Raw genomic sequence first — 25,820 nt, forward strand, 5'->3', positions numbered from 1 at the left:
AGTCGGAGACGGCGGAGAGCGCGGCGTTGTCGGAGCGCATCGAGGTCGCGATCGACCAGTAGGCAGCGTTGTCGGACGCGGTCGAGACGCGCTGACCGGTCGAGATCCGGTTCTGCGTGGTCGCGAGCTGCGAGCTGACGTTGCGGAGGGTCTGCAGCGCGGTCATTGCAGACGAGTTGGTGAGCAGACTTGAACCCATTTTTGATGTCCCTTTGAAGATTGAACTGTTTTTGGGGACATACCGGGCTTGCACCGGTACGACAGGGCGGCGTCATGCCTTTGGGCGGCGAAATAGCGGGCCCAACCTGTCGTAGCGGCGACGATAGCCCGTGAAGCTTGTGCGAGGCTTGTGGCTCTGCGGCCCGGCCGCAACAGGGCAGCCGAAATTGCCGCATGCGCGCGGCGTCACGCCAAACGAAAGGGCCGCGCTTCGCGAGAAGCGCGGCCCTCCCCAGATGGTTTAAGGCTTAGCGGAACAGCGACAGGATGCTCTGGCTGCTGTTGTTGGCGATCGAGAGCGCCTGCACGCCGAGCTGCTGCTGGACCTGAAGGGCCGCCAGGCGGGTGGACTCCTGGTTCATGTCCGCGTCGACGAGCTGGCCGACACCGCGATCCACCGAGTCCATCAGCGACTTCACGAAGTCCGTGTTGGTCGCGATGCGGTTCTTGACGGCACCGAGATTGGCGGCGGCCGAGGCCACCGTGTTGATCGCGGTCGTGACCTGCGCGATGTAGCTGTCGAGCAGGACCTGGTCGGGCGCCGCATCGGTCAGCGCACCGATGTTCAGGGTGGCGACCGAGGCTGCGGCCGGGGCGGGCGTCGGGCCACCGGCGGGCGGGGCGACGGTCGTGTCGAGAATGCCGGTCGGAGATGCGCCACCGGTGGTGTAGAGCGCGAAGTTCGCGGTCGTTACGGTGATGGAGCCGATGGTGGGCGTGCCGCCAACGCGAGAATACGACGACACCAGGTTGAAGGACGTCGGCGTGGCCGCGGGCGTAGCCGAGGTGTTGATGCTCAGCCAGTTAATTCCGTTGAAGGTCGCCGCATCAGCGGTGGACTTCATCTGCTGCTGAATCTGGGTGACGTCTGCCTGGATCTTGGTGCGGTCGACACCGGCGGTCTTGGCCTGGACCAGCAGCGCCTGAAGCTTGGTCAGGCCGGAGTCCTTGTCGCCGATAACCGTGGTCAGAGCGGTGTACTGCGTGTCGACGGTCGCAGCCGACAGACCGAGCGAGTCGGAGACGGCGGAGAGCGCGGCGTTATCGGCGCGCATCGACGTCGCGATCGACCAGTAGGCKGCGTTGTCCGAAGCGGTGGCCACGCGCTGGCCGGTCGAGATCCGGGTCTGCGTGGTGGAGAGTTGCGAGCCGACAGACCGCAGGGTCTGGAGCGCGGTCATGGCGGTCGAGTTCGTAAGCAGGCTTGACATTGCGAATGTCCCTTTATGTACGCGTTACATTTTTCACGAGGGGACATACCGGGCTTTCACCGGTACGGAGGGGCGGCATCATGCCTTTGGACTGATGTGGGTGGGGTCCAACCCGCCGTGCCGCATTGCTAGCACGTCGAATCTTGCGCCGAGATTAAGATCGGCTTGAATTTCGCTGTAATATCATATAGTTAACATTACCCTCTGCTAACCATAGGCCGATACTTCTCGCTAACCATAACCGGCCGGCGATGGCGGTCGCTACGAGAACGACCGCACCAGTCCGGAGGCGAGCAGGTTCCAGCCATCGATCAACACGAAGAACAGCATCTTGAACGGCAACGCGATGATCGTCGGCGGCATCATCATCATGCCCATCGACATGGTCAGCGTCGCCACGATCATGTCGATGACGAGGAACGGCAGGATGATGAGGAATCCGATCTCGAACGAGCGCCTGAGCTCGGAGATCATGAAGGCTGGAATGATGACGCGCATGTCGATGCGCTTGTCGTCGAATTTCTTGCGAAAGCTCTCCGCGGCGAGCGCCTCGAAGGTCTGGAGATCCTTGTCGCGGACATGGGCCAGCATGAACTCGCGGAACGGATCGGTGATCTTCAGATAGGCTTCCTCCTCCGAGATCTCGTTCTTCATCAGCGGCTGGACGCCGGTTTCCCAGGCGCGGTCGAAGGTCGGCGCCATCACGTAGAAGGTCATGAACAGCGCGAGGCTGATCAGCACCAGATTGGCCGGCGTGGTCTGGAGGCCGAGACCGGAGCGCAGGAACGACAGCGCCACCGCAAATCGCGTGAAACTCGTCACCATGATCAGCAGTCCCGGCGCCACCGACATCACCGTGATCACCGCCATCAGCTGGATGATGCGGCCGCTCGTCGAGCCGTTGCCCGGCGGCAGCAGCGAATTGAGGTCCGGAATCTGGGCCAGCGCCACCTCGGGCAGCACGACCAGAACCAACGCGAGCAGCAGGACTCTCACTCTCACTGAATCACCAAGGTCTCAATGATCAATTCGCGGATCTTGCCCGACGAGCGGATATTGGCGCGCTCCGTCAGGTCGTCGCGCAGATGCTGAAGACCCCGCGATCCCTCGAACTGGCCAACCGATGCCGACCGCAGATAGGTCACGATGTCCTCGCTGATGTGGGCGGCCAGGATGCCGGCATCCTCGTCGCTCATGCTATCGGTCACCATGGAGGCTTCGACACGGGCCCAGTTGTTGGCCGGCGCGGCGAGATTGGTCACGATCGGAGACAGCTTTCTCAGCCGTGCGCTGCCGGCGTAGCTCGTGGCAAGGGGCGGCGGCGTGGCGGTCTTCTTTGCGTCGGCGACGCGCTCCGCGGCCGCGAACAGATGTAGGCCTGCAACCGCGCCCGCACCGATCGCGATCAGGGTCAGCACCACAATGGCCGCAATCAGGCGCATCACGTCCCCTGCCCTCGCGGCGCGGCGCGGTCGGCGCGATTCTCAGAATGGTGCCACGGCGTCATAGATCCGATGTCCCCATCCAGGCTGCTGCACGTCAGACAGATTTCCGCGACCGCCATAGGCCACGCGTGCCTCGGCGATCTTCTCGTAGGAGATCGTGTTGGTGCGCGAGATATCGCGCGGACGCACGATGCCGCCGACGTTGAGCACGCGCATCTCGGTATTGACCTTGAACTCCTGCGAGCCGCTGATCATCATATTGCCGTTGGGCAACACGTCGGTGACGATGGCGGCAATCGACAGCTTGATGTCTTCGGTACGATCGATCTGACCGTTCCCCTTGATCTGGGTGTTGGTGTTCAGATTGGCGCTGGTCGAGCCCTTGTCCTGCCATCCGGCGACGTCCATCAGCCAATCCAGCCCGAACTTGATTTGCGAATCGCGCGAACGATCGGTCTTGTTGTCGAGCTTGGCCTTGTCCTGCATCGAGATGATGACGGTCACGACGTCGCCGGTGCGCCGGGCACGGGGATCGCGATAGAGATCCGTGCCGTCGTCCCAGGTCGAGCGATAGCTGACGGGCGTACGCATGCGGGGCGTCACCGGAATCGGATCGGCCTGTGTCCTCAGGCCGGTGCCGACCGGCGACAGTCGCGGACCGGTCAGCACTTCCGCGGGATCGCCGATGCACCCGGTCAGCATCAGGAGCGGCAGGATGAGGATCAGATTCTTCATCTATTTGGTCTTTCCGTCATCCACGCGACGCATTCCGCCGAGCAGATCGGCAAGGTGCGCCGCGCGTGCCGTCTCCATCTCGTTGAAGATCGCGCTCGAGCTCCTCGGACTGAGTTTTGCAAGCACGGCGGCGGCGGTCTCGTCCGCCATCCCGGCGATCTGGGTCGCCGCGGCATCCGGCTTCATGCGCGAATAGATCTCGACGACGCTCGCTTCGGCCTTCTTCAGGAAGTCGTCACGCAGCGCCATCCACTTCTCGTATTCGGCGCGCTTGGCCTCGACCTCGGCGATCCGCTCCCGTAGCTGGGTCTCGGCCTTCTCCAGCTCCCTGAGCTGCCAGGCCAACCGTGCATCGACGGCGGGGTCGGCGACATTGCTGCAGAACAGGGCAACCTCATTGTCCGCAGGTACCGCAGCCTGTGCCGGTGCGGGCTTCGGCGGCGCCGTGACGCTGCCCGGCTTGGCCGGGCGCACGGGCGCGACTGCGGGTGCCGGCGCAGGCTTCTCGGGAGCCGGCACGGCCCCCGTGATCGCGGGTCCGGAGTCTTCGGCGGCCCACGCCGTCGCCCGGAACGACGCATTGTCGCCCGGTATCGACGAGGCCGCCGGATACGGCTTCTGCGGTCCGGGCGCGCGGGCACGCGCGAACGACAACAGGTTGAGCGGCTTCGACGGCTTGGCCTCATCCAGCGCCAGAACGGGCGAAGCGCATCCGAACGCGCAGGCCGCGACCAGGAGGAGGAGTTTGGCTTTGTGATCCAGTTTCAGCATCGGGCCGCGTGCGATTCTCGGTCGAGACCTGAGCATTGAGCGACCAAGCTTGCACGACGCTTGTGCATCATTGCACGATGACGTCGGCCTGGAGTGCGCCGGCCGTTTTGATCGCCTGCAGGATCGCGATGATGCCCGACGGCTTCAGGCCGATCTGGTTCAGCCCGCGCACCAGGCGCTGGAGGTCGACGCCGCTCAGGATCGCCACCTGCGATCCGGCCTCGTTGGCCTCGACCACGGTCTGGGGAACGACCACGGTCTGCCCTCGCGAGAACGGCGCCGGCTGCGACACCACGGGAAGCTCGGTGACACGAACCGTCAGGTTGCCATGTGTCACGGCGACGGTCGATATGCGCACGTCGCGCCCGATCACCACCGTGCCGGTCCGCTCGTTGATCACCACGCGCGCCGGCGTGTCCGGCTCGACCGTCAGCTCGCCGATTTCGGCGAGGAATCGGACGGGGCCGATATGGCGCGGCTTCGACAGCACGATGGTGCGGTAGTCGCGCTCGAAGGCGATCTGCGCGCGGTAGCGGCCACCGGCGTAACCGTTGATGGCGTCGAGAATGCGTGTCGCGGTGACGAAATCAGGGTTCTTGAGCTCCAGCACCAGGAACTCCATCTCGTGGAGGCTTCCCTGCACCTCGCGCTCGACCAGCGCACCGTTCGGGATGCGGCCCGCCGTCGGCGTGCCCTGGCTGACGTTCTGTGCCTGCCCTCCCACACTGTAACCGGCGACCGTGACCGCGCCTTGCGCCACCGCATAGACCGCGCCGTCCGCCGCCCGCAGCGACGTCATCACCAGCGTGCCGCCGAGCAGCGAGGTCGCATCGCCGAGCGACGATACGGTCACGTCCATGCGCTCGCCCGCTCCGATCGAGGGCGCCAAATCCGCGGTCACCATAACGGCTGCGACGTTGCGTGTGCGCAGCGTCGTCGGACGCGGGGGATTGTTGGTGCTCGTGGTCTCGTTCCTGACGTTGATGCCCATGTTCTCGAGCATCGATTGCAGGGACTGCTCCGTGAACGGAGCATTGCGGAGCGTGTCGCCGGTGCCGTTCAGGCCGATGACGAGGCCGTAACCGACGATCTGGTTTTCGCGCAATCCCTTGATGTCCGCGATGTCCTTGATGCGGACGGCCGCCTGGGCGCTGGCGGCGGAAACGAGCAGGATGAGCGCAAGCAGGAATCTGGTCATGATCCATCCAGGACCTTGACGGTGCCGTCCGGCTGGACGACGCCTCTGATGATCACGCCGGTGTCGGTGTTTCGTACCGGGATGAGCGCGCCGGTCGCGCCCGACTGCATCGCCGCGCCGTAAGTGACGATCGACAGGCCGCTGTCTTCCACCACGACCTTGACCATGGCGCCGCGGGCAATCGTCCAGGGATCCTCCACCGAATTGGTCGGAATCGGCTGGCCCGGCAGCAGCGCGCGCCGCGCCATGCGTCCGACCAGGATCTGGCGCCCTTCGATGAACATGGCAACGCCGAGCACGTTCGGCGCGAAGGCGCGTTCCGTGATCATGTCGTCCCGGATCAGCTCGCCGGCGCGGATCGACACGGCCGGCACGGGAAGCCGCTTCTCCTCGGCCGCGGCGACGCGCGCCGAGACGAGAACCAGCAGCACGGCGGCCAACCCGCGCACCATCAAGCCCACCCTGTTCGACATCGAGAACACCGGAACTAGCGCATGCCCTTCGAGACCGTCTGGGCCATTTCATCCGAGGCCTGGATGACCTTGGCGTTCATTTCGTAAGCGCGCTGCGCCGAGATCAACTCGGTGATTTCCTTCACCGGGTCGACGTTCGAGGCTTCGAGATATTGCTGGTTGATCTTGCCGTATCCGGAATCGCCCGGCAGCCCGACGACCGGCGTGCCGGACGCCGTGGTCTCGCGATAGAGATTGCTGCCGAGCGGCTCGAGACCCGCTTCGTTGGCGAAATTGGCGAGGTTGAGCTGGCCGATCTGCMGCGGGTTCACTTCCGTATCCAGCTTGGCAAACACCTGTCCGGTCTGGTTGACGACGACCTGAACCGTTCCCTGCGGTATCGTGATTGCGGGATCCAGCAGATAGCCGTCGGTGGTGACGAGCTGGCCGTTGGCGTTGGGGCTGAACGAGCCGGCGCGCGTGTATTGCACCTCGTTGTTCGGGCCGAGCACCTGAAACCAGCCGCGACCGTTGATCGCGAGGTCGTAGGGGTTGCCGGTCTGCGTGAGCGCGCCCTGGATGTGCAGCTTGCGGATGGCCGTCGACTTGACGCCGAGGCCGAGATTGGAGCCCTCCGGGATCGGCGAGGAGCCATTGACGTTCGCGACGCCCTGCATGCGGTCCATCTGGTAGAACAGATCGGTGAATTCCGCGCGCGCACGCTTGTACGACGTCGAGTTGATATTGGCGATGTTGTTCGCGATGACTTCGATGTTGGTCTGCTGGGCGTTCATGCCCGTGGCCGCAATGGCGAGCGATTTCACAGCTTCATTCCCTCAGATCAAATCGACATCCGGACGACTTCTTGGTAGGCCTGCACGACCTTGTCGCGAACCGCGACCGCGGTCTGCAAGGCCTGCTCGGCCGACATCAGCGCCTCCACGACCTTCCGGGTCGATTCCTTGCCCTGCATCGCCGAGATCGACGCCGCTTCGCCCGCCTTCAGCGTCCCGATCGCGTCCGTCGTCACCTGCTTCATCACCGATTCGAATCCGACATCGTCGGTGGACTGAATGGCGGTCGGCGCCGCCGGCGCGATGGCCTGCGTCTCGGTCGCGCGGCTCGCCGCTTGCCCGGCGGAAATCGCGGTGGATGAAATTGCCTCAAGCATTGTCAGCTCCTCAGCAGGTCGATGGTCATGCCCAGCATCGACCGCACCTGTTTCACGACCTGGAGATTGGCTTCATAGGACCGGTTGACTTCCCGCATGTCGGCCATCTCGATCATCATGTTGACGTTCGGCAGCTTGACGTAACCGGCCTTGTCGGCGGCGGGATGTCCCGGCTCGTACTCCACGCGGTACGGCGTGGTGTCGACCCCGATCTCCTTGACCTTCGCAAGCTGCGCGCCCGAGGCGCGGTCCATGGCGGCATCGAAGGTGATGGTCTTGCGCTGATACGGATCGGCGCCGGCCGTGCGCCCCGTCGAGGTCGCGTTGGCAAGGTTTTCCGAAACGATGCGCATGCGCGTCGACTGCGCTTCGAGCCCGGAGCTCGCGACCGTCAATGACGCTTGCAGTGAGTCCAGCATGTCAATTCACCTCAGCTCTTCGCGCTCGACAGCAGCATGCGGTGGAACGACCGCACGACCGCCGAGTTCATCGAGTAGTCGCGACTGACGTCGCTGCCCTTGATCATTTCCTGCTCGAGGCTGACGGAGTTGCCGGAGTGAACCACTTCCCAGCTGTCCTTCTTCGCGGTCTTCCGCGTATCGGTCTCGGCCGCGGACAATTGCATATGCGAGGGCGACGTCGTCGCGAGCCTGACCGGCGTGGCGTCGAGCACCTTGTTGAAGGGCTCGACGTCGCGCGCCTTGAAGCCCGGCGTATTGGCGTTGGCGACGTTGGTCGCGATGGTCGACTGGCGGAGCTCGAGGTACCGCGCCTGCGACGATGCGAGTTCGAAGAGATAAAGCGGTCCCACGACAGCCCCATGCTGATTTCTTAAGATTAAGTTTAGGGCCGCAAGCTTTCGTCAGGCTGATGCAGCCGACGCTATGCTCGGAAATCTACTGAACCTTCTCGGTCCTCGGCGCCTGCTTGGACTGCAGGAAGTAGATGATCTCGGCGACCGGCCGGAAGAATTCCGCCGGAATCACCTGGTCGACCTGAACCGCCTCATAGAGCGCGCGCGCCAGCGCCTTGTTCTCGATCACCGGGATCCGGTTCTGCTCCGCGACTTCGCGGATCTTGAGCGCGATCACGTCCATGCCCTTGGCGACCACCATGGGCGCTGCGTTTTCCTCGCGCTTGTAGCGCAGCGCGATCGCGAAGTGCGTCGGGTTGGCGATCACCAGCGTCGCGCGCGAGGCGGACGCGATCATGCGTTGGCGCGAACGGTCGCGCGCCAGCGAGCGCAGGCGCGCCTTGATCAGGGGATCGCCTTCCGCCTGCTTGTGCTCGTCCTTGATCTCCTGCTTGGTCATGCGCAGTTCGCGCCGCCAGTGGAAGCGCGCCCAGGCGAGATCGATCGCGACCAGGACGATGGTCGCGATGCAGATCGCCGAGACGATCCGCATCGCGATGTTGAGAATCATCTCCGGCAGCGCGACCGGATCCGTGTACATCGCCTCGAACGCCTTGGCTTCGGACGAGCGCAGCACGAACACGACGACGACCGTCACCGAGACGAGCTTGAACAGCGACTTGGCGAATTCGACGAGGCCCTGCGTTCCGAACAGCCGGCTCCAGCCGCTGATCGGGGAGATTCGCGACAGCTGCGGCTTGATGCGCTCCAGCACCAGGCGCGGCGCATTCTGCAGCAACGATGCGGCGAGGCCGAACACCGCCAGAATGACGACCAGCGGCACCAGGAATCGCAGCGCCTCGAGCCCCACCACCGTGAGCAGGTTGCGCGCGTCCGCGCCGTTGCTAAGAGGGAAGCCTTCGGGATCGTCGAGCAGGCTCTTCAGCGTCGGCGTCAATTGCTGTACGCCCTGGCCGATCAGGAACGCCTGGATCACCATCAGCGCGGCCATCGAGGCAAAGATAGAAGCCTCCCGAGAGACCGGGATTTTGCCCTGTTCGAGCGAATCGCGGACTTTCTTCTCGGTCGGCTCTTCTGTCTTGCTCTCCTGATCGGATGTTTCTGCCATGCCCGTTCAGCGGTCAGCGGAAGACCAGCTCATCCTCCTGCTCGGGGTTGAGCTCGATTTCGCCCTTTTCCGCCAGGTCGAGTGCAAGGTCGGTGATGACGCGGCGCGCCTCCAGCACGTCGCGCTGGTTCGACGGCTCGCCGATGGCGAGTTCGTGCTCGACGACGCGGCGGACGCGCGAGGCAACCGAGGACAGGATGAGTTCGCGGAAATGCTTGTCCGTGCCTTTCAGCGCGATAACGATGCGATCGGTCGGCACCTGGTCGAAGATCATGGTGCGCGCCTTCGGGGTCAAATTGACCACGTCGTCGAAGGTGAACAACAGTTCCTTCAGAACTTCGGCCGACTTCGGACGCTTCTCCGACAAGCTCTTCAGCATGTCCTCGATATGGCCGCGCTCCATCTTGTTGATGATGTCCGCGACGCGCGCGTAGGTGTCGGCGCCGAGGTTGCGGGCGAAATTGAGCGTCAGGTCCTCGTGCAAGGTCTTCTCGAGGACTTTCATGGCGTCGTCGACGATCGGCTTGAGGCTGAGGACACGCCGCATCAGCTCGTTGCGCAGGCTCGACGGCAGCTGGCTCATCACCTTGGCGGCGCAGGACGGCTTGACCTTGGACAGGATCAGCGCCGCGGTTTGCGGATGCTCCTTGGAGAGGTACGTCGCCAGCGAGTTTTCCGACACCGACGAGACGCGGTCCCACACCGACCGGCTCGAATTGCCGAGCAGGTCCGACATGATTGCCGAGACCTGGTCGGCAGGCAGCACGTCGCCGAGCACGGCTTCGAGACCGCCAATGGTGCCGAGAATGTTGGCGCCCATCGAGAATTGCTGGGCGAACTCCTCGACGATCGACTCGAGCTCCTGCGCGGTGATCGGCCGCAGCTCAGCCGCGGCCTTGGTGACGATGCGGATATCCTGCGGCTCGAACTGCGAGAGCACGCTCGCGGCCGCCTGCCGGCCCATGGCCAGCAGGAGTGCCGCGACCTTTTCCGTTCCGCCCAGCGTGGCAACGCCTCGCTGCTTGATAGGAGCGACGCCGACCTGTGCCGCCATGATCAGGTATCACCCTGCCCCAGCGGTCCGACGATCTCCGTGAGCGAGACGCCGAAGCGGGAATTGTCCTCTTCGACGACGACCACTTCGCCGCGGGCAACGACGCGGCCATTGACCACGACGTCGACCGGCTCGCCGACACGGTGATCGAGCGGGACCACCGCGCCGCGGCCGAGCTTCATCAGGTTCGCGACCGGAATGGTCGCTGATCCCAGCACCACCTGCATCGTGACGGGAATGCGCAGGATGGCATCGACATTGGCGAATTTGCCGGTTTCCTCCGCCGTGCGCGCGGCGATCTCCGCCAGCCGCTCCAGCGGAGACGCATCGGTCTCCCCCGATGCCGATGCAGACTCATATTCGAAAGATTGCGCCATTTGGTATCGCCTCTTGGTATTTCTGCTCCCGGAGCGCCGCGACGGTCCGATCGTACGTGTCCTGCAAGTCCCGAATTCAATGCTTGTTCGCCTCGGCGCCGCTCACGGTTGAGGCCGGTTGGAGCCCGCTCCGCGCGTCGAGCGCCGCGATCGCCTCGTGGGCCTGATCTATCTTCGTGCTCAGCACATTGGCGAGCCGGCCGAGATTTGCGGTGGAATCATGCGCGGCGGTGATGACGGTGTCGAAGGCGCCCGCCGTCTCGTGGACGATGGTCGAGAACTCGCCCTGGTAGCTGCGCAGCCGCGCCAGTTCGCGGTGCATCCGGGTCACCCTCATGCTGGTGAAGGCCAGCGCGATCAGCAGCACGGCATCAACGAGATAGGATATCATCGACGAACTCCCGCTTCTGATCGACGGGATCCGCCACCTGCATGGCGTAATAGCCATCGAGCTGGCCGATCTGACACCAGAACAGCACCTGGTTGTTGCTCTCGAGCCGGGCCAGCGTGCGCGGCGTGGCTTCGAGCTCCAGAACCTGCCCCACCTTGAATTGCACGACGTCCTCGAGGGAAATCATCTTCTCGTCGAGCACCGCGCTCAGCGTCACTTCGGTACGGTGAACCTCGCTCTCCATCTGCTCGCGCCAGCGCGGATCAGCCGCGCGGCCGTCGCTGACGACGACGTGGGCGAGCTTCTGCCTGAGCGGATTGAGCGCGGAGTGCGGAATGATCAGGAACATCTGGCCGCCGCGATAGAGCGCCTGCACCATCATGTTCGCGCAGATCGACATATTGCTGGCGCGCCCAATCGCGAGCGACGCCATCGCCGTCTCGACTCGCTCGACACGGAAGGTGACATTGGAGGTGCCGGCGAAGGCGCCCTGCAGCGCCTTGGCGAACCGCTCAAACAGTGCCTGGACCAGCCGGATCTCGATGTTCGAGAAGGTGCGTTCGACGTCGAGCGGCGGTTCGGCGCCGTCGGAGCCGAACATCGCCTCGACCATCGTGAACACGAAGTCGCGATCCAGCATGATGATGACGCGCGAATCCCACTGCTCGGCATAGAGCACGGCGGCAACCGCGTTGCCCTCGTAGTCCTTGATGATGTCGCCGAGCGGGTCGTTGGTGATGCCGTTGACGGAGAAGTAGCACGGCGTTCCCGCCATCGGCTGCAGGCTGTCGGTGCACGATGCCGCCATGCGATCGAAGATCACATTGAGCATCGGCATGCGCTCGATCGATATGCCGGCGGCGTCCAGCAGGTAGTTCGGCAGCTGCTTCCGCTGATCGACGTCGAGGTCTTCCGTCATCATGCGCGGGCAGCCTTCGGTTCAGCCTCGGTCGCGACGGCCTTGGGACCTGCAATCGTCTCGTTCTCGACCACGTCGATCGACGGCCGTTCGCCGCTCGCGATCATCTTGCGACCGTGCTCGACGGCGATCTGCGGCATGGCGCCGTTCATGAACGCCAGCAGCGTCTGCTTGACGATGATGTAGGGCCGGCAGCGCTTCTCTCGCGTCATCTTGATCTTGATCGCGAAGGGCGAGAGGACGCCGTAGGACAGGAAGATGCCGGCGAAGGTGCCGACGAGCGCCGCGCCGATGAAGCCGCCAAGGAGCTTCGGCGACTGGTCGAGCGCGCCCATGGCCTTGATGACGCCGAGCACGGCGGCGACGATACCGAGCGCCGGCAGCGCCTCCGACACGACCACCATCGAATTGTAGGGCGCCAGCTTGGCCTTCACGATGGTGTGGATCTCTTCGTCCATCAGCGCTTCGATCTCGTGCGTGCGCGCATTGCCCATGATGATGAGGCGGACATAGTCGCAGATGAACTGCAGCAACGGCGGGTCCCCGAGCACGCTCGGGAACGCCTTGAAGATCTCCGAGGACGCGGGATCGTCGATATGCGCCTCGACCTCGTTGCGGCCCTTGCCCCGGAGCTCCCGCATCAGGGCATGGAGCGCTCCGAGCAGATCGAGGTAATAGCGCTCACTCGGCACCGCGCCGGTGATGGCCTGCATGCAGGCCACGCCGGTATCAACGACCGTTTTCCACGGATTGGCGACGATGAAGGTGCCGATCGCGGTGCCCAGGATGATCACGAATTCCCACGGCTGCATGAGCACGGCCAGATGCCCGCCCATGGCGGCAAATCCGCCGAGCAGTGCCGCTACCGTGATGAAAATCCCCACGAAACTGAGCAACGCGCCACTCCATCGCCGATCCCATCGGGAATATCTAGTCGGCGACGCTTGCGCGAGGCTGGCTTCGTGGTCGCCAGCCCCGCGCAAGCAATTGGCGGCAGCTTGAGACGAAGTCGCAACGGCGGCCAGAGGGGCGCGTGCCATGCTATCCACGATCGCGGACTACACCAGACTGACCAAGGACATGGGCAAATCGCTGACGCAGGTCGCGGCCCAGCCGGACGTCAGCCGCGACACCGATTATTTTCTCAGCCATATCGGCAATGTGAAGACGATCGACGACTTCCTGAAGGACTATCGCCTCTACTCCTACGCGATGAAGGCCTTTGGTCTCAGCGACATGGCCTATGCCAAGGCGTTCATGCGCAAGGTGCTGACCGAGGGCGTCTCCGACTCCAAGAGCTTCGCCAACAAGCTGACCGACACCCGCTACCGGCAGTTCGCCGCCGCCTTCAATTTCGCCGCCCTCGGCGACAAAGCGACCCAGACCGCCGCCGCCACGACCGGTACGGCGACCCAATACGTCACGCAGACGATGGAGGAGAAGGCCGGCGACCAGAACGAGGGACTGCGGCTGGCGCTCTATTTCACCCGCAAGGCCTCCACCATCAGCACCTCCTACCAGATCCTCGCCGACAAGGCGATGACGCAGGTGGTCCAGACCGCGCTCGGGCTGCCGTCGACCATCAGCGCGGCAGACATCGACGCCCAGGCCAAGTTGATCACGAGCAAGATCGACCTCACCGATTTCCAGGACCCGGCCAAGGTCACCAAGTTCGTGCAGCGCTTCGCCGCGATGTGGGATGCGACCCAGGCCCAGAACGACATCAACAATGGCAACTCGACCAACTCCGCGCTGGTCCTGATCGGCGGCGCGTCGTCGATGGCCGGCCTGGATACCGATATGCTCACGAAGCTTCAGTCCATCCGGTTCGGAAAGTAAGTCATGCAATCGGCCCTCTATGTGGGATTGTCGGCGCAGGTCGCCCTCGAAAAGCGCCTCCAGACGATCGCCAACAACGTCGCCAACGTCAACACGGCGGCATTCCGCACCGACGTCGTGAAGTTCGAGACCGTGCTGTCGAAGGCCGGCGCGAACCCGGTCGCCTTCTCCTCGCCCGGCGACAACATCATCTCGCGCGAGATGGGCAGCATCACCGAGAGCGGCAACCCGCTCGACGTCGCCGTGGTCGGACAGGGCTGGATCGCCTTCGCCGGCCCGAACGGCACGGTCTATACGCGCGACGGCCGCCTCCAGATCGCCCCCAACGGCGATCTTCAGACCGTGTCCGGCTTCCCCGTGATCGATGCCGGCGGCGCGCAGATCACGCTCGACCCGAACGGCGGACCGATCGCGATCGCCCGCAGCGGCGCGATCACCCAGGACAACAACGAGATCGGCTCCATCGGCCTGTTCAACATTCCCGCCGATGCCAGTCTCGAGCGCTACGGCAATTCCGGCGTCACGCCGGACCGGCCCGCGACCGCCATCGCCGATTTCTCCCGCGACGGCTTCAAGCAGGGCTATGTCGAGGGCTCCAGCGCCAATCCGATGATGGAATTGACGAAGCTGATCGCGGCTTCGCGCGCCTTCGACGGCACCAATTCGATGATCGAGGGCACCGAGAGCTCGCTCCAGAACGCAATCCGGACGCTGGGCGAGCCGGGCAAATAGACTGCGCTGCATGCGCATTGAGGGTGGACGGTTTCCTTGAACGCTCTTCGGCAACTCGAGTGGGCGCTGCTGGAGCTTCAGCAGAGCACTCCCCTGGCCAGCGTCAGCGGCGCGATCTCCGAGATCGCTCCGACGCATTTCCGCGTCTCCGGCCTGTCGCGCTTCGTCAGGCTTGGTGAACTGATCGGCGTCAACTCCGGCGGCAAGCCCCAGATCGGCGAGGTGGTGCGGATCGACAGCGAGGGCATCATCGCCAAGCCGTTCGACCGGCAGTTCGCCGGCGGCCTCGGCTCGGTCGCCTACCGGATGCCGCCACTGTCCTTCGCGCCCGATCCGAGCTGGAAGGGCCGCGTCATCAACGCGCTCGGCGCGCCGCTCGACGGACAAGGTCCCCTCACCCCGGGATCGCGCACCGTCTCGGCGGAAGCCGAGGCGCCGGCGGCCATGAAGCGGGCGCGCGTCCACAAGCCGCTGCACACCGGCGTGCGCGTCATCGACCTGTTCGCCCCGATCTGCGCCGGCCAGCGCGTCGGCATCTTTGCCGGCTCCGGTGTCGGCAAATCGACGCTGCTGGCGATGCTGGCCCGCAGCCAGGGCTTTGACACCGTCGTGCTGGCGCTCGTCGGCGAACGCGGCCGCGAGGTGCGCGAATTCATCGAGGACGTGCTCGGCGCCAACCGCAGCCGCGCCATCACCATCGTATCGACGGGAGATGAAAGCCCGATGATGCGGCGGCTGGCGCCGAAGACCGCCATGGCGGTCGCCGAATATTTCCGCGACCGGGGCGAATCGGTCCTGCTGGTGGTCGATTCGATCACCCGTTTTGCCCATGCCGCCCGCGAGGTCGCCCTCGCCGCCGGCGAGCCTGCGGTCGCGCGCGGTTACGCACCGACGGTCTTCACCGACCTGCCCCGCCTGCTGGAGCGCGCCGGCCCCGGCGAGGAGGGGTCCGGGACGATTACCGGCATTTTCTCCGTGCTGGTCGACGGTGACGATCACAACGAGCCGATCGCCGACACCATCCGCAGCACCCTCGACGGCCACATCGTGCTCTCCAGGCACATCGCCGACCAGGCGCGCTATCCCGCCGTCGACGTTCTGGCCTCGGTCTCCCGCCTCGCCCACAACGTCTGGGACCCCGAGGAGCGCGAATTGGTGAGCAAGCTGCGCACCATGATCGCCAAATACGAGGACACGCGCGATCTTCGCCTGATGGGCGGATATCAGACGGGGCGCGATTCGGGTCTCGACCAGGCCGTCGACATGGTCCCGAAGATCTACAGCGCCATGCGGCAGGACGCCTCGGCAGGGCCGAGCGCCGATCCATTCCGCGAGCTGCGAGACATGCTCAAGGGCGACTAGCCGGGCGCGGCCGGCGCGCCCGTCGTCGTCGACCTGCTCATTATCGCGACAGTCGATCACGCATACCGCTGCGCCTCCGGCGCATGAGCACCCGTCGCGGACTGCCGCTTTCCGTCGCGCGCTAGCATCGGCCGTTCGGTGGAGATCGCGCCGCCGAGGCGAAAGCGATCCGGCGAACCCGTCTCGCTGTCATTATCACAACAACCGCTGCGTGCAATCCCTACGAGTTCCATTGCCGATTCTGTGACGGATCGCACAAGTTGTGGATGACGCGCCGCTGCGCGTCACCGTCATGCACAAGCTTCCATCAATTTGCATCAACGGCGAACAGCAGCAGGCGTGCAATCAAACCGTCGCACATTTGCGTGCAAGTAGCTTGTTACACTGCGTATTGCGATCACCATGATGTGTCCTGACAAACGAGATTGTCTTGAACGTTACAATCGCTTCGAGCGACAGCCAGTCTTCGGGAGCGTCTCTACTTGATTTTGTTGAGAAGCTCATTCATCGTTTCGATGGAATACAAGAAACGTCTGCGTGTGACTTGAACTTCAGGGGCTACGGTTGAACAATACCGATCCATCGTCCGGCTGTGACGGCAACTCGGGCTTTCGTTCGACGACGCCACGATTGGCACACCATCATCGACACAGCTTCTCGCGCCGTATCTCGCAGGGTCCATCTGTCGAGATCGGCGGCAGAACGGTCCGTGCTTTCGCGCGAGAGGCGGGCCCTGCGCCTGCGTATGTGTCGATTGTGGTTGGTACGGCTTCTCGCGAAGGACTGGTGCGCAACGACGGAAGGCGGCTCCGGGGCGCCGCAGACGTGATATCCGGGGCAAGGTAGGAATTTATGCCGTTGGCACGCGAGGCCGTCGAGCTGCTGGTTCAGGCGGCCAGAGCCTGGTATTTCGAAGGCAATCAGCACGGGTTGCGCGACCGGGAATGGATGGCGCTGCGCTTTCTTCACCGCGCCAACAGGTTCTCGCGCACGCCGTCCGCGCTGGCCGGCTTCATCGGCGCGACCCGCGCCACCGCATCGCAGATCGTGAAGACGCTGGAAGCCAAGTCCTTCCTGGTGCGAAAGCCGTCGCACGAGGACAAGCGGTCCGTCGTGCTGCACGTCACCGCGCAAGGCGAGAAATGCCTGAGTCAGCACGACCCGATCAATCACGTGGTGAACGCGGTCACGTCTCTCGGCACCGACGAATGCGTCAGGCTGCGCGACTCGCTGCGCGAGATCCTCAATCATCTCGACGCGGCCCATCAGCGGCTCGATGCCAGCATCTGCCGCGACTGCATGTTTCTCGCCGAACGCAGTCCCGGCGCGGGCAAGGGACGCGCGAGCGCCGAATTCATGTGCCGGCTGTACCGCGCCCCGGTTTCTCTCGAGGAGACCGAGCTCCTCTGCACCAGCTTCGAGCGCACCCGCGACCGCCCGAAGATCGAGGGGCATCTCGACCGCGCGCGCATGGCGAGCCAGGGATGACGCGGGAGTTCGCGACGTGATGGAACGCGCAAGTTTCGCGCGGATGCGACGACCGGAGCTTGCGTAAAGTTTCTCAGCGGCATCGTTCTTTGAAACACGGCTCGTTTCCTCCGGTCTCCCGGACGCGCTGACCAAGCTCGGGAGCATAGCGGCGCACGCTCCCTCCACGTCGTTGCGAGCGCAGCAAAGCAATGACGGAGTATGGGGCATCGGCGTCGTCTTCCAAGTACCTGTCATTCCCGCGACCCGGCTACGCCAAGGCTTCGCCGGGGCTGAGGTCCAGGGCCGCCGAAGCTTTAGCGTAGGCGGCAAGCCGTCTCTGGAATGCTGGATCGCCCGGTCAAGCCGGGCGATGACAGCGAGTGCTTCAGACGCGCCTTCGCGCTCTCGCGGCGCATCTCGCCCGAGCTTTGCTTGATCTCTCCACCCTCGAAGCCAAGAGGGCGCAGGGAAGGCCGGGTGCTGACCTCGCACCCGCGGTCCGCTGCGCGAAAGGTAGCGCAAGGAAACCGCACAGCAGCATACAGGTGGTGCCAATCACTCGGCCTTCCCTGCGCGATGGTTGGACGGCTTATGCCGTGCTCTCCCGGGAGCCGAGTTCCCTTTGGCCTCCCTCACGCTTGCAAAAGTCACCGACACCGCGCCGGTTGACGCGACTGCCGCATCCGCAAAGCACTTGACCGTAGCAACGACGGCCAGGACCACACCGTTTTGCCGTACGCACGGCCCGCCATTTCGCCGCAGTTTTTCCAGCCCTGTCGACGGAGCCGGAAACTAACAGACGAGACGAACCTGACAGCGCCGCTCATCCGGCACGAAGTCTTGGGCTCACGGAGAGCAATCCGCCCTGCCCTAAACCTCTCGCGCCCGACGCTGCCGCGTCCACCGCAACCCGGCTCGCGACAGTGACGACACAAGATCGCCCCTCTTGGTGAGCCGGGATGGGCAGCACATACGCCAATTCCGAATTTCGGTAAAGTGGAATATTTTCGCCCGCGCGGCTTGACGCCCTCTCGGGTGTTTTGCCCGTCGGGCAACGAGAGCCCCGTCGCCCGGATGGAGCCAACGGGTCGACGCGAAGCGCCGCCCGATGACAGGCTCCGCGCAATCCGGGAAAGGCGTGGGCGCCGGACGAGCGGTCCCGGATCGGGCTGCGCTCCATCCGGGCGACCGATTACCCGCGCCCGCCCGGCAGTCCGCCTTCCGCCTTGTATGCATTATCCCAGTTGCCATCCCCGCGGACTTCGCTTTACATGCCGGCAACTCGCCCGCGGATGACGGCCGGGGCTCAAAAATCACACACATTTTCAAAGGGACGGAATATGGCGCGTAACATCCTGATTCTCGGGGCTTCCTACGGTTCCCTGCTGGGCACGAAGCTGCTGATGGCGGGCCATAACGTGTCCCTGGTCTGCCGCGCCAAGACCGCCGAGCTGATCAACCGTGACGGTACCGAGGTGCGCATCAAGCTGCGCGACGAGGCGGTGCACCGGGCGATCTTCTCGCGCGACCTGCCCGGCAAGCTCGACGCAGTGACGCCGGGCAATGTCGACCTCTCGCGCTACGACATGGTCGGCCTGGCGATGCAGGAGCCGCAATACACCAACCACACGGTCCGCGTTCTCATGGTCAAGATCGCCGCGGCGAAGCTGCCGTGCCTGTCGATCATGAACATGCCGCCGCTGCCCTACCTGAAGCGGATCCCGTCGCTCGCCGACATGGATCTCGAGGAGGCCTACACCAATGCGCAGGTGTGGGAGCGCTTCGAGCCCGGCCTGATGACGCTGTGCTCGCCCGACCCGCAGGCCTTCCGTCCGCCGGAAGAAGCCGCCAACGTGCTTCATGTCGGCCTGCCCACGAATTTCAAGGCATCGGCCTTCGCCGACGAGAAGCACAACAAGGTGCTGCGCGAGCTCGAAGCCGACATCGACGCGGTGACGCTCGACGGTCACGACGTGCCGGTGAAGCTGAAAGTGTTCGACTCGCTGTTCGTGCCGCTGGCGAAATGGTCGATGCTGCTGACCGGCAACTATCGCTGCATCACGCTGCACGAGCCGCAGTCGATCCGCGACGCCGTGCACGGCGATCTCGCGCGCTCGCAGACGATCTACGACCATGTCGACGCGATCGCCCGCCGTCTCGGCGCCGATCCGCAGGACCAGGTGCCGTTCGCGAAATACGCCAAGGCCGCCGAGAGCCTGCTCAAGCCGTCATCGGCCGCGCGCGCGGTCGCGAGCGGCGCGCCCTTCATCGAGCGCGTCGACCTGCTGGTGAAGCTGATCTCGCATCAGCTCGGCACCCCCAATGCCGAGATCGACCGCACGGTCGAGACCGTGGACCTGAAGCTGAACGAGAAGATCGTGCAGGGCGGATCTGGCGCGCAGTAGCAGCGTGCCGGCGCTGCCGTCATAGGTCGCGCCGGCCTGCACTGATCGAATTGTCGATGCAGATCGGATCGCCCCTCAGCATGGGCTTACAATTTGGCCCAATACGGGCGATCCTGCTCAGCAGTCCGTTTGCGTAAATCCCGCATACATGCGACTGCTAGCCGTCACGCGGGCGCCGATTTCCGCAGGTTCCGGGGCAGCGCGATGGCCGGATCGAAGGGCTGAAGAACAAGTAGAAGACGATGGATCAGACGGCGTTGCAGGTCGCTCGCGCGGTGGAGGCCGGCGCGACGACGATGAAGGGGATCGTTGACGCGACCGGATTGTCCCGCCTCAAGGTCGAGCGCGCGCTGAGCACGCTGGAGAAGCAAAAGCTCCTGGTCCGCGACGGCCAGGGTTTTCGCGCGACCGGCCTGCCGAAAACGGCGCCGCTGACCCGGCAGTGCGGATCGTGCAACGCCTGCTGCGATATCCTTGAAGTGGCCGCCGTCGACAAGCCGGTGAACCAGCTGTGCAGACACTGGCAGACGGGAACCGGGTGCACCATCTACGACCGCCGCCCGCAGATGTGCCGGTCGTTCGTCTGCGCCTGGCTGCAAGGTCATCTCGATGATGCGTGGTTTCCGGCGACGTCCGGCATCATCGTGCATTTCAGCCAGGACGCGGTCAACGTGACGGTCGACGACCACTGCCCCGATCGCTGGCGCGAGGAGCCTTATTTCAGCAAGCTCGTCGAATGGTCGCTGAACGGGATCAGGCGGATCGGTAACCGCGGCTACGCGACCCTCGTGGTCTCCGGCGAGAACCGGTTCCTGCTGCTCGGACGCACCATCGTTCCCGAGCCGACGCTGTTCGGAACGGCGTTCCTGCCGCTCACCACCGACACCTTCCGGTTCTGGCGCGCGACATCGCCCGAGCATCTGCAGCGGCTGCACGAGCGCATCGCCGAGATCGAGCGTATCCGGCAGGAATTCGGCTCCTGTGCGATCCCCGAGAACGAGGACGACGATCCGCAGGCGCCCTATCGGCCCGCACTTTTACGGCAATCGAATCACGCCTGAACTCCGCCGTGGGCAACACCGCATGATTCGCACGGTGCCGCTCGACGCGCCCCGGCCGGGTTGATAAGCCCCTGTCCGCGAATGATGGGGACTTGAGTCGGGGACATGACAGTTGCGATCGAGATGGGGCAGACCACGGCAGGCGCCGCGGCCGCCATGGACCTCGAGGAACTGCTGGCGACCCGGCTCCTGGTGCAGGGCAATTCGGGCTCCGGCAAGTCGCATCTGTTGCGGCGGCTGCTCGAACAGAGCGCGCCCTGGGTGCAGCAGGCCATCATCGACCCCGAAGGCGACTTCGTCACGCTGGCCGAGCAATTCGGCCATCTGGTGATCGAGGCCGAGGATCACACCGAGCGCGGTCTTCAGGTCGCCGGCGAGCGGGCGCGGCTGCATCGCGTCTCCACCGTGCTCAATCTCGAAGGGCTGGACGCCGAGAACCAGATGCGGCGTGCCGCGGCGTTCCTCGGCGGTCTGTTCGACGTCGACCGCGATCACTGGTACCCGATGCTGGTGGTGGTCGACGAAGCGCAGCTGTTCGCGCCGGCGGTCGCCGGCGAGGTCTCGGACGAGGCGCGCAAGCTCTCTCTCGGCGCGATGACCAATCTGATGTGCCGCGGCCGCAAACGTGGCCTCGCCGGCATCATCGCGACCCAGCGCCTGGCAAAGCTCGCCAAGAACGTTGCGGCGGAAGCCTCCAATTTCCTGATGGGCCGGACCTTCCTCGACATCGACATGGCGCGCGCCGCCGACCTGCTCGGCATGGAGCGGCGGCAGGCCGAATCCTTTCGCGATCTCGAGCGCGGACAGTTCATGGCGCTCGGCCCGGCGCTGTCGCGACGCCCCCTGCGTTTGCATATCGGCCCGACCGACACCCACGCGCGCAATTCCACGCCGCGGCTGATGCCGATGCCGAAAGCCGCACTCGAGGATATGCGCGCCGTGATCCTGGCCGCACCGCCACCCGATGCCAGCCGCCCGCAACGCCGGCCCGCGCCTGATCTGCTCGAGCAGCTCCGCGCCGCGAAGGCGGCCGCGCCGGAGATCCGGCCTGAGGTGGCCGAGGTGCCGATCAGCGCCGAGGAGCTCGCCGAGCGGCGCGAGCGCGTCGATCGTACGCTTCGCGCCGTGCTCGCCGAGCCCGATGCCGGCTTCCGCGCCGTCGGCGTGCTCTATCAAGAGTTCGTGGTCCGCTGCCGCATCGAGGGCCTCGGCTCCGCAGTGCCTGATCTGAATGAATTCCGCCGCATGCTGACACGCGCGCGCGCCGGGCTCGGCGCCGAGCATGCCGAGGACGATGTCTGGCAGGATGTGTCGCTGCGCGCCTCGATCCTGCCCGACGACATGCAGGGCGTGTTCATGATGATCGCACGCGCGGCGAAGGAAGGCTGGCCCTGCCCCGGCGATGCCGCGATCGCGCGCGCCTACGGCTCGCATTCGCTGCGCCGCGCCCAGCGCCTGCTCGGCTATATGGAGGAGCAGGGCCTGATCGTCTGCCAGCTCGACGGCGGCGGCCGCCGGATCGTGACGCTGGTGGAGCTGGCCTGGGCCACCGCGCCGGGCGATCCCAACGGCGACGATTTGCCGGCGGAGCCGGTTCCGAGCGCGGCCTCGGCTTGAGATCGCCTAGAACGTCCCGGCGACAGTCAGGCGAAAGGTCAGCGGCTCGACCGGGTGCAGCACGTAATCCATCACGCCATTCTGGCAGACCGCCGTCGGCGCGACGCCGCCGGTGCAGAGATTATAGAGCGTGTCGGTCTTGAGCAGCGAACCGTAGGCATAAGTGATCTGGTTTGCCTGCGTGTTGAAGAGATTGAGCACGTCGAGCTGGATGCGCCAGCCATTGTCGATGCGATAGCCGAGGCGGCCGTTGAAGATGCTGGTCGCGGACGAGCGGAACGCGTTGTCTTCCGTCAGCGGGCTCGACGCCAGATAGCGCCAGCGCAAAGTCCCGAACCAGCCGGTCTTCTCGCCGAGCGTGATGCCGGCCGATGCCACCATCGCCGGCGCGTTCGGGATGTAGTTGCCGGGCGCGTTGCCGATCTGCGCCTCGGGATAACCCGCGAGCGAGGCGTAGACCTCCGCCTGCTCGCTGTCAGTGCCGCGGAAGCGCGCATGCGTCATGGCGAGATCGGCATCGATGTCGATCCACGACCGCGGGCGGTAATGATTGGTCCACTCGAAGCCGTAACGGCGGCTGGCGCGGGTCGCCGAGGTATCGCCGGCATCGCCGGAGAACAGGATCTCGGAATCCTGGTCGAGGATGAAGAGGCTGAGCGAGGTGTCGAGGCCGGGAACGATCTTGCTGCGGACGCCAACCTCCGCGCCCTTTGTGCGGACCAGCAGCGGCGACGGCGTCAGTCGCGTGGCGGGGTCGCTCGGATCTTCCGTCGTGGTCGCGCCGCGCGCGTCGTTCGAGTGCATGCCGGTGCCGGCACCGAGGAAGAATTCGGTCTGGTTGAACGGGCCGAGCACCATGCGGAATTTCGGGCTGCCGAGCGCGGCGTCAGTGCGGCCGGAATTGTTGGCATTAAACAGCGAGGTGACGTCGGCCGCATAGTAATCGCCGCGCAGGCCGACTGTGGTCCTGAGCCAATCGGTCCAGCGCACGGTGTTCTCGGCGAAGACGCCGACGCTGCCCTCACCGACCTTGTCGCTCCGAATGCTGGAGAGGAAGCCGCGCTGGAACGTGTTGCTCAGCGCCAGATCGATCGAATCATAGCGCGATTGCAGGCCGATCGTGGTCTGCATCGGCAGTCCGGCGAACGAGCCGTTCAGCGTGCGCGAGATGTTGGCGCCCGCCATCAAACGGTCGTCGTGCTGGTGGAACTGGTCGCCGAGCACGGGATCGCTGAGGAAATAGGTGAAGTTGTTGAAGAGGTCGAGCTGGCTCTTCACGACATAGGCGTTGGCCTTCCACGACCCGACATCATCGCTCTGCGCGATGCGGCCGGAGAGCGCAAAGCGGTTGGTGTTGCCGCCGTCACTCGGATCTTCCGAGCCAAAGCGGTCGATAAAACCGCCGGTGATCGCGCGCTGCGGCACCTGGTCGGTCGAATTCCATTTGTTCGCGTAGGCCATGCCGGTGACGGAGATGCCATCGGTCGCGGTGCCCCGGCTGTAGCGGACGAGACCGTTGAGCTTGCGCACATTGTCCGGATTATCCCAGGGGCCGTTGTAGGTGCCGAGCTCGCCCGCGACGAGCAGCGAACCGTCACCGACTTTCGCGGAGTCCATGCCGAGCAGGCGGCGATAGCCAAAGCTGCCGGCGGTGACCTGCGCGAGGCCCTTTTCGGTACGGTCGATCAGGCCGATGCGCACGCTTCCGACAGAGGCGAAATCGCTCTCGTCGGCGAAGTACGGCCCCTTGCGCACATCCATCGCGCTGATGGTTTCCGGGATCAGCCAGTTGAGATCGGCATAGCCCTGGCCATGCGCGTGGGTGCGCATGTTGACGGGGACGTCATCGACATAGATGGCGAGATCGGTGCCGTGGTCGAGATTGTAGCCGCGCAGAAAATACTGGTTGGCTTTGCCTTCACCGGAATGCTGGGTCACGATCAACCCCGGCACGACTTCGAGCGCCTCACCCGGCCGCATGAAAGGGCGCGCGTTGATCTCATCGCCGGAAACGGTGATCTCGCTCGCCATGCCTGGCGGGCCCTTTGCGCCGGAGGCGACGCTGCGGGCGTCCGAGGCCGGAGCCTGCGTCGGCTGAGGCACGTGACCGCGATTGGCCGGGACCGGCTTGCTGGCTCGCCGCGATGCGGGCAGTCTCTTGTGAGGCTTCGTCTCGCCGCCGGAGACCTCGATCGGCGGCAGTTCACGCGCGGCGCCGCTGCTCTGCGCGAAGGCGCTGCTGTCATCCGCGAGAAGCATGATGGCCGAAAATGCCGTCAACGCTCCGCGACGACGGCCAGACTCAGGCCGCCTCGGTCGCATCGGCGCCCCGAAGTACATTCGCGCGGGACGCGGCGCCCGCAAACATGCGGCGATAGAGCACGACCGAAACGAGCCAGGTGATCGCAAACAGCGCGATCACGGCGAAGCCGACATTGGCGAGCGACTCGTTGAGGCCGTCGACCAGCGTCCACACGCCGCCGCTTAGACCAAGCCGGTCGGCGATCAGGCCGAGCGCTTCGATGCCGCCGATCAACAGCGCCACCGCGACGGAGGCGCCGGTGATGGTGAGGTTGTACCAGAGCTTTCGCAGGGGATCGACGAAGGCCCAGCGATAGGCGCTGACCATCAGCGCCGAGTCGGCGGTGTCGACCAGCGCCATGCCCGACGCGAACAGCGCGGGAAAGACCATGACGTCGGCGAGAGAAGCACCGCGCGCGGCTTCGGTCGCGGAGATGCTGAGCAGGCCGATCTCGGTCGCGGTGTCGAAGCCGAGCCCGAACAGGAAGCCGAGCGGGAGCATGTGCCAGGGCTTTGTCACCAGGCGGAACATCGGGCCGAGCAGGCGCGCCAGGAATCCACGGTTCGCCAGCAGCGCATCGAGCTGCGCGGCGTCGTGGACGCCCTGCGCGCGCGCGATGCGAAACGTCCGCCACAGGCCGACGAAGATGGCGAGATTGATGGCCGCGATCACGAGCAGAAACAGCGCCGACACCGATGTGCCGATGACGCCGCCGATATCCCTGAGCAGGCTGTCGCCGCCGAGGCTCACCACGCCGAGTGCCAGCAGCATGGTCGCGACCACGACCACGGTGGAATGGCCGAGGGCGAAATAGAGGCCGACGCTGCGCGGCGTCTCGCCCGCATGCATCAGCTTGCGCACGACATTGTCGATGGCGGCGATGTGGTCGGCGTCGACGGCATGGCGGAGGCCAAACACCCAGGCCAGCAGCGCGGTCGCCATCACCGTCGGCCGGTCACCGAACGCCGCGAAGGCCCAGGCCCATGCGGCGACGTTGGCGGCGATGAGCCCGCCGAACAGCAGCACGGTGGCGGGCTCCACCGCTCGTAGGGACCATTTCGTCACGACAATCATTCCGTTCGCACGCCCCTTCGCGGCAACGGTATG

General features: G+C 65.0%; 27 protein-coding genes. 7 read left to right on the forward strand and 20 right to left on the reverse strand.

The annotated features are described in order from the left end of the window. From AC1DW2_RS06150 to motA, 18 genes are all read right to left on the reverse strand, one after another. Positions 1-199, reverse strand: a 199-nt coding sequence (locus tag AC1DW2_RS06150) for a flagellin N-terminal helical domain-containing protein (protein ID WP_477005455.1), incomplete at its 3' end; no start/stop codon positions are given. Positions 200-467: 268 nt separating this feature from the next. Then, the gene (locus AC1DW2_RS06155; protein ID WP_477005456.1) at positions 468-1,430 is read right to left on the reverse strand and encodes a flagellin N-terminal helical domain-containing protein; all 963 of its coding nucleotides are present in this window, start codon (positions 1,428-1,430) and stop codon (positions 468-470) included. A gap of 261 nt (positions 1,431-1,691) precedes the next feature. Continuing rightward, positions 1,692-2,432, reverse strand: a complete 741-nt coding sequence (gene fliP / locus AC1DW2_RS06160; RefSeq protein ID WP_071909955.1) for a flagellar type III secretion system pore protein FliP — start codon at positions 2,430-2,432, stop codon at positions 1,692-1,694. Continuing rightward, positions 2,429-2,872 carry a flagellar basal body-associated FliL family protein gene (locus AC1DW2_RS06165; protein ID WP_014492666.1) on the reverse strand — a complete coding sequence of 148 codons (444 nt, stop codon included), beginning with the start codon at positions 2,870-2,872 and terminating at the stop codon, positions 2,429-2,431. Before AC1DW2_RS06165 ends, fliP begins: the two co-directional genes overlap by 4 nt. A 42-nt stretch (positions 2,873-2,914) precedes the next feature. Beyond that, positions 2,915-3,610: a flagellar basal body L-ring protein FlgH gene (flgH, locus tag AC1DW2_RS06170; protein ID WP_028153467.1), complete on the reverse strand. Its 696-nt coding sequence runs from the start codon at positions 3,608-3,610 to the stop codon at positions 2,915-2,917. Further along, positions 3,611-4,381 (reverse strand): MotE family protein, encoded by a 771-nt coding sequence (locus AC1DW2_RS06175; RefSeq protein WP_071909953.1) that lies wholly within the window; start codon positions 4,379-4,381, stop codon positions 3,611-3,613. A 67-nt stretch (positions 4,382-4,448) separates the two neighbouring features. Then, positions 4,449-5,579: a flagellar basal body P-ring protein FlgI gene (gene flgI / locus AC1DW2_RS06180; protein ID WP_063981299.1), complete on the reverse strand. Its 1,131-nt coding sequence runs from the start codon at positions 5,577-5,579 to the stop codon at positions 4,449-4,451. Beyond that, entirely contained in the window at positions 5,576-6,031 is a 456-nt protein-coding gene (flgA, locus tag AC1DW2_RS06185) for a flagellar basal body P-ring formation chaperone FlgA (protein WP_477005607.1), read from the reverse strand. The genes flgI and flgA overlap by 4 nt, the downstream gene beginning before the upstream one ends. Positions 6,032-6,066: 35 nt before the next feature. Further along, the gene (flgG, locus tag AC1DW2_RS06190) at positions 6,067-6,855 is read right to left on the reverse strand and encodes a flagellar basal-body rod protein FlgG (RefSeq protein WP_477005457.1); all 789 of its coding nucleotides are present in this window, start codon (positions 6,853-6,855) and stop codon (positions 6,067-6,069) included. 17 nt (positions 6,856-6,872) lie between these two features. Next, positions 6,873-7,202 (reverse strand): flagellar hook-basal body complex protein FliE, encoded by a 330-nt coding sequence (fliE, locus tag AC1DW2_RS06195; protein ID WP_014492660.1) that lies wholly within the window; start codon positions 7,200-7,202, stop codon positions 6,873-6,875. 2 nt (positions 7,203-7,204) lie between these two features. After that, the gene (gene flgC / locus AC1DW2_RS06200) at positions 7,205-7,621 is read right to left on the reverse strand and encodes a flagellar basal body rod protein FlgC (protein WP_014492659.1); all 417 of its coding nucleotides are present in this window, start codon (positions 7,619-7,621) and stop codon (positions 7,205-7,207) included. A gap of 11 nt (positions 7,622-7,632) precedes the next feature. Further along, the gene (flgB, locus tag AC1DW2_RS06205; protein ID WP_014492658.1) at positions 7,633-8,013 is read right to left on the reverse strand and encodes a flagellar basal body rod protein FlgB; all 381 of its coding nucleotides are present in this window, start codon (positions 8,011-8,013) and stop codon (positions 7,633-7,635) included. A gap of 85 nt (positions 8,014-8,098) precedes the next feature. After that, the gene (gene flhB / locus AC1DW2_RS06210) at positions 8,099-9,184 is read right to left on the reverse strand and encodes a flagellar biosynthesis protein FlhB (protein ID WP_477005458.1); all 1,086 of its coding nucleotides are present in this window, start codon (positions 9,182-9,184) and stop codon (positions 8,099-8,101) included. 13 nt (positions 9,185-9,197) lie between these two features. Then, entirely contained in the window at positions 9,198-10,238 is a 1,041-nt protein-coding gene (locus AC1DW2_RS06215; protein WP_014492656.1) for a flagellar motor switch protein FliG, read from the reverse strand. A gap of 2 nt (positions 10,239-10,240) precedes the next feature. Beyond that, a complete protein-coding gene (gene fliN / locus AC1DW2_RS06220) occupies positions 10,241-10,615 on the reverse strand; it encodes a flagellar motor switch protein FliN (protein ID WP_014492655.1) in 375 nt (124 codons plus the stop codon). A gap of 76 nt (positions 10,616-10,691) precedes the next feature. Beyond that, complete coding sequence (locus tag AC1DW2_RS06225; protein WP_063981296.1) at positions 10,692-11,006, reverse strand: hypothetical protein; 315 nt, start codon at positions 11,004-11,006, stop codon at positions 10,692-10,694. Continuing rightward, entirely contained in the window at positions 10,987-11,928 is a 942-nt protein-coding gene (locus tag AC1DW2_RS06230; RefSeq protein ID WP_028153460.1) for a flagellar motor switch protein FliM, read from the reverse strand. Before AC1DW2_RS06230 ends, AC1DW2_RS06225 begins: the two co-directional genes overlap by 20 nt. Beyond that, entirely contained in the window at positions 11,925-12,821 is an 897-nt protein-coding gene (gene motA / locus AC1DW2_RS06235) for a flagellar motor stator protein MotA (protein WP_063981295.1), read from the reverse strand. Before motA ends, AC1DW2_RS06230 begins: the two co-directional genes overlap by 4 nt. A 142-nt stretch (positions 12,822-12,963) precedes the next feature. Here motA and AC1DW2_RS06240 point away from each other — a divergent pair, with 142 nt between their 5' ends. The 7 genes from AC1DW2_RS06240 (at position 12,964) to AC1DW2_RS06270 (ending at position 22,411) form a co-directional block, all read left to right on the forward strand. Continuing rightward, positions 12,964-13,764 (forward strand): DUF1217 domain-containing protein, encoded by an 801-nt coding sequence (locus AC1DW2_RS06240; protein ID WP_477005459.1) that lies wholly within the window; start codon positions 12,964-12,966, stop codon positions 13,762-13,764. A 3-nt stretch (positions 13,765-13,767) separates the two neighbouring features. Continuing rightward, positions 13,768-14,496 carry a flagellar basal-body rod protein FlgF gene (gene flgF / locus AC1DW2_RS06245; RefSeq protein ID WP_231143361.1) on the forward strand — a complete coding sequence of 243 codons (729 nt, stop codon included), beginning with the start codon at positions 13,768-13,770 and terminating at the stop codon, positions 14,494-14,496. Between the two features lie 36 nt (positions 14,497-14,532). Further along, on the forward strand, positions 14,533-15,858 hold the full coding sequence (gene fliI, locus AC1DW2_RS06250; RefSeq protein WP_063981292.1) for a flagellar protein export ATPase FliI: 1,326 nt from the start codon (positions 14,533-14,535) through the stop codon (positions 15,856-15,858). 852 nt (positions 15,859-16,710) lie between these two features. Further along, positions 16,711-17,346 (forward strand): MarR family winged helix-turn-helix transcriptional regulator, encoded by a 636-nt coding sequence (locus AC1DW2_RS06255; RefSeq protein WP_063981291.1) that lies wholly within the window; start codon positions 16,711-16,713, stop codon positions 17,344-17,346. Between the two features lie 1,322 nt (positions 17,347-18,668). Beyond that, positions 18,669-19,733: a ketopantoate reductase family protein gene (locus AC1DW2_RS06260; RefSeq protein ID WP_477005460.1), complete on the forward strand. Its 1,065-nt coding sequence runs from the start codon at positions 18,669-18,671 to the stop codon at positions 19,731-19,733. Between the two features lie 242 nt (positions 19,734-19,975). Next, positions 19,976-20,794, forward strand: a complete 819-nt coding sequence (locus AC1DW2_RS06265; protein ID WP_063981257.1) for a YkgJ family cysteine cluster protein — start codon at positions 19,976-19,978, stop codon at positions 20,792-20,794. 105 nt (positions 20,795-20,899) lie between these two features. After that, the gene (locus AC1DW2_RS06270) at positions 20,900-22,411 is read left to right on the forward strand and encodes a helicase HerA domain-containing protein (RefSeq protein ID WP_477005461.1); all 1,512 of its coding nucleotides are present in this window, start codon (positions 20,900-20,902) and stop codon (positions 22,409-22,411) included. Positions 22,412-22,417: 6 nt separating this feature from the next. Here the strand turns inward: AC1DW2_RS06270 and AC1DW2_RS06275 are convergent, their stop codons facing one another. Together AC1DW2_RS06275 and AC1DW2_RS06280 are read right to left on the reverse strand one after the other, a co-directional pair. Beyond that, positions 22,418-24,733, reverse strand: coding sequence for a TonB-dependent receptor (locus tag AC1DW2_RS06275; RefSeq protein ID WP_477005462.1), 2,316 nt, complete (start codon positions 24,731-24,733; stop codon positions 22,418-22,420). Continuing rightward, positions 24,714-25,787: a HoxN/HupN/NixA family nickel/cobalt transporter gene (locus AC1DW2_RS06280; protein ID WP_477005463.1), complete on the reverse strand. Its 1,074-nt coding sequence runs from the start codon at positions 25,785-25,787 to the stop codon at positions 24,714-24,716. Before AC1DW2_RS06280 ends, AC1DW2_RS06275 begins: the two co-directional genes overlap by 20 nt. Between the last annotated feature and the right edge of the window lie 33 nt (positions 25,788-25,820).

It is taken from the genome of Bradyrhizobium sp. P3_C3 (assembly GCF_056402655.1).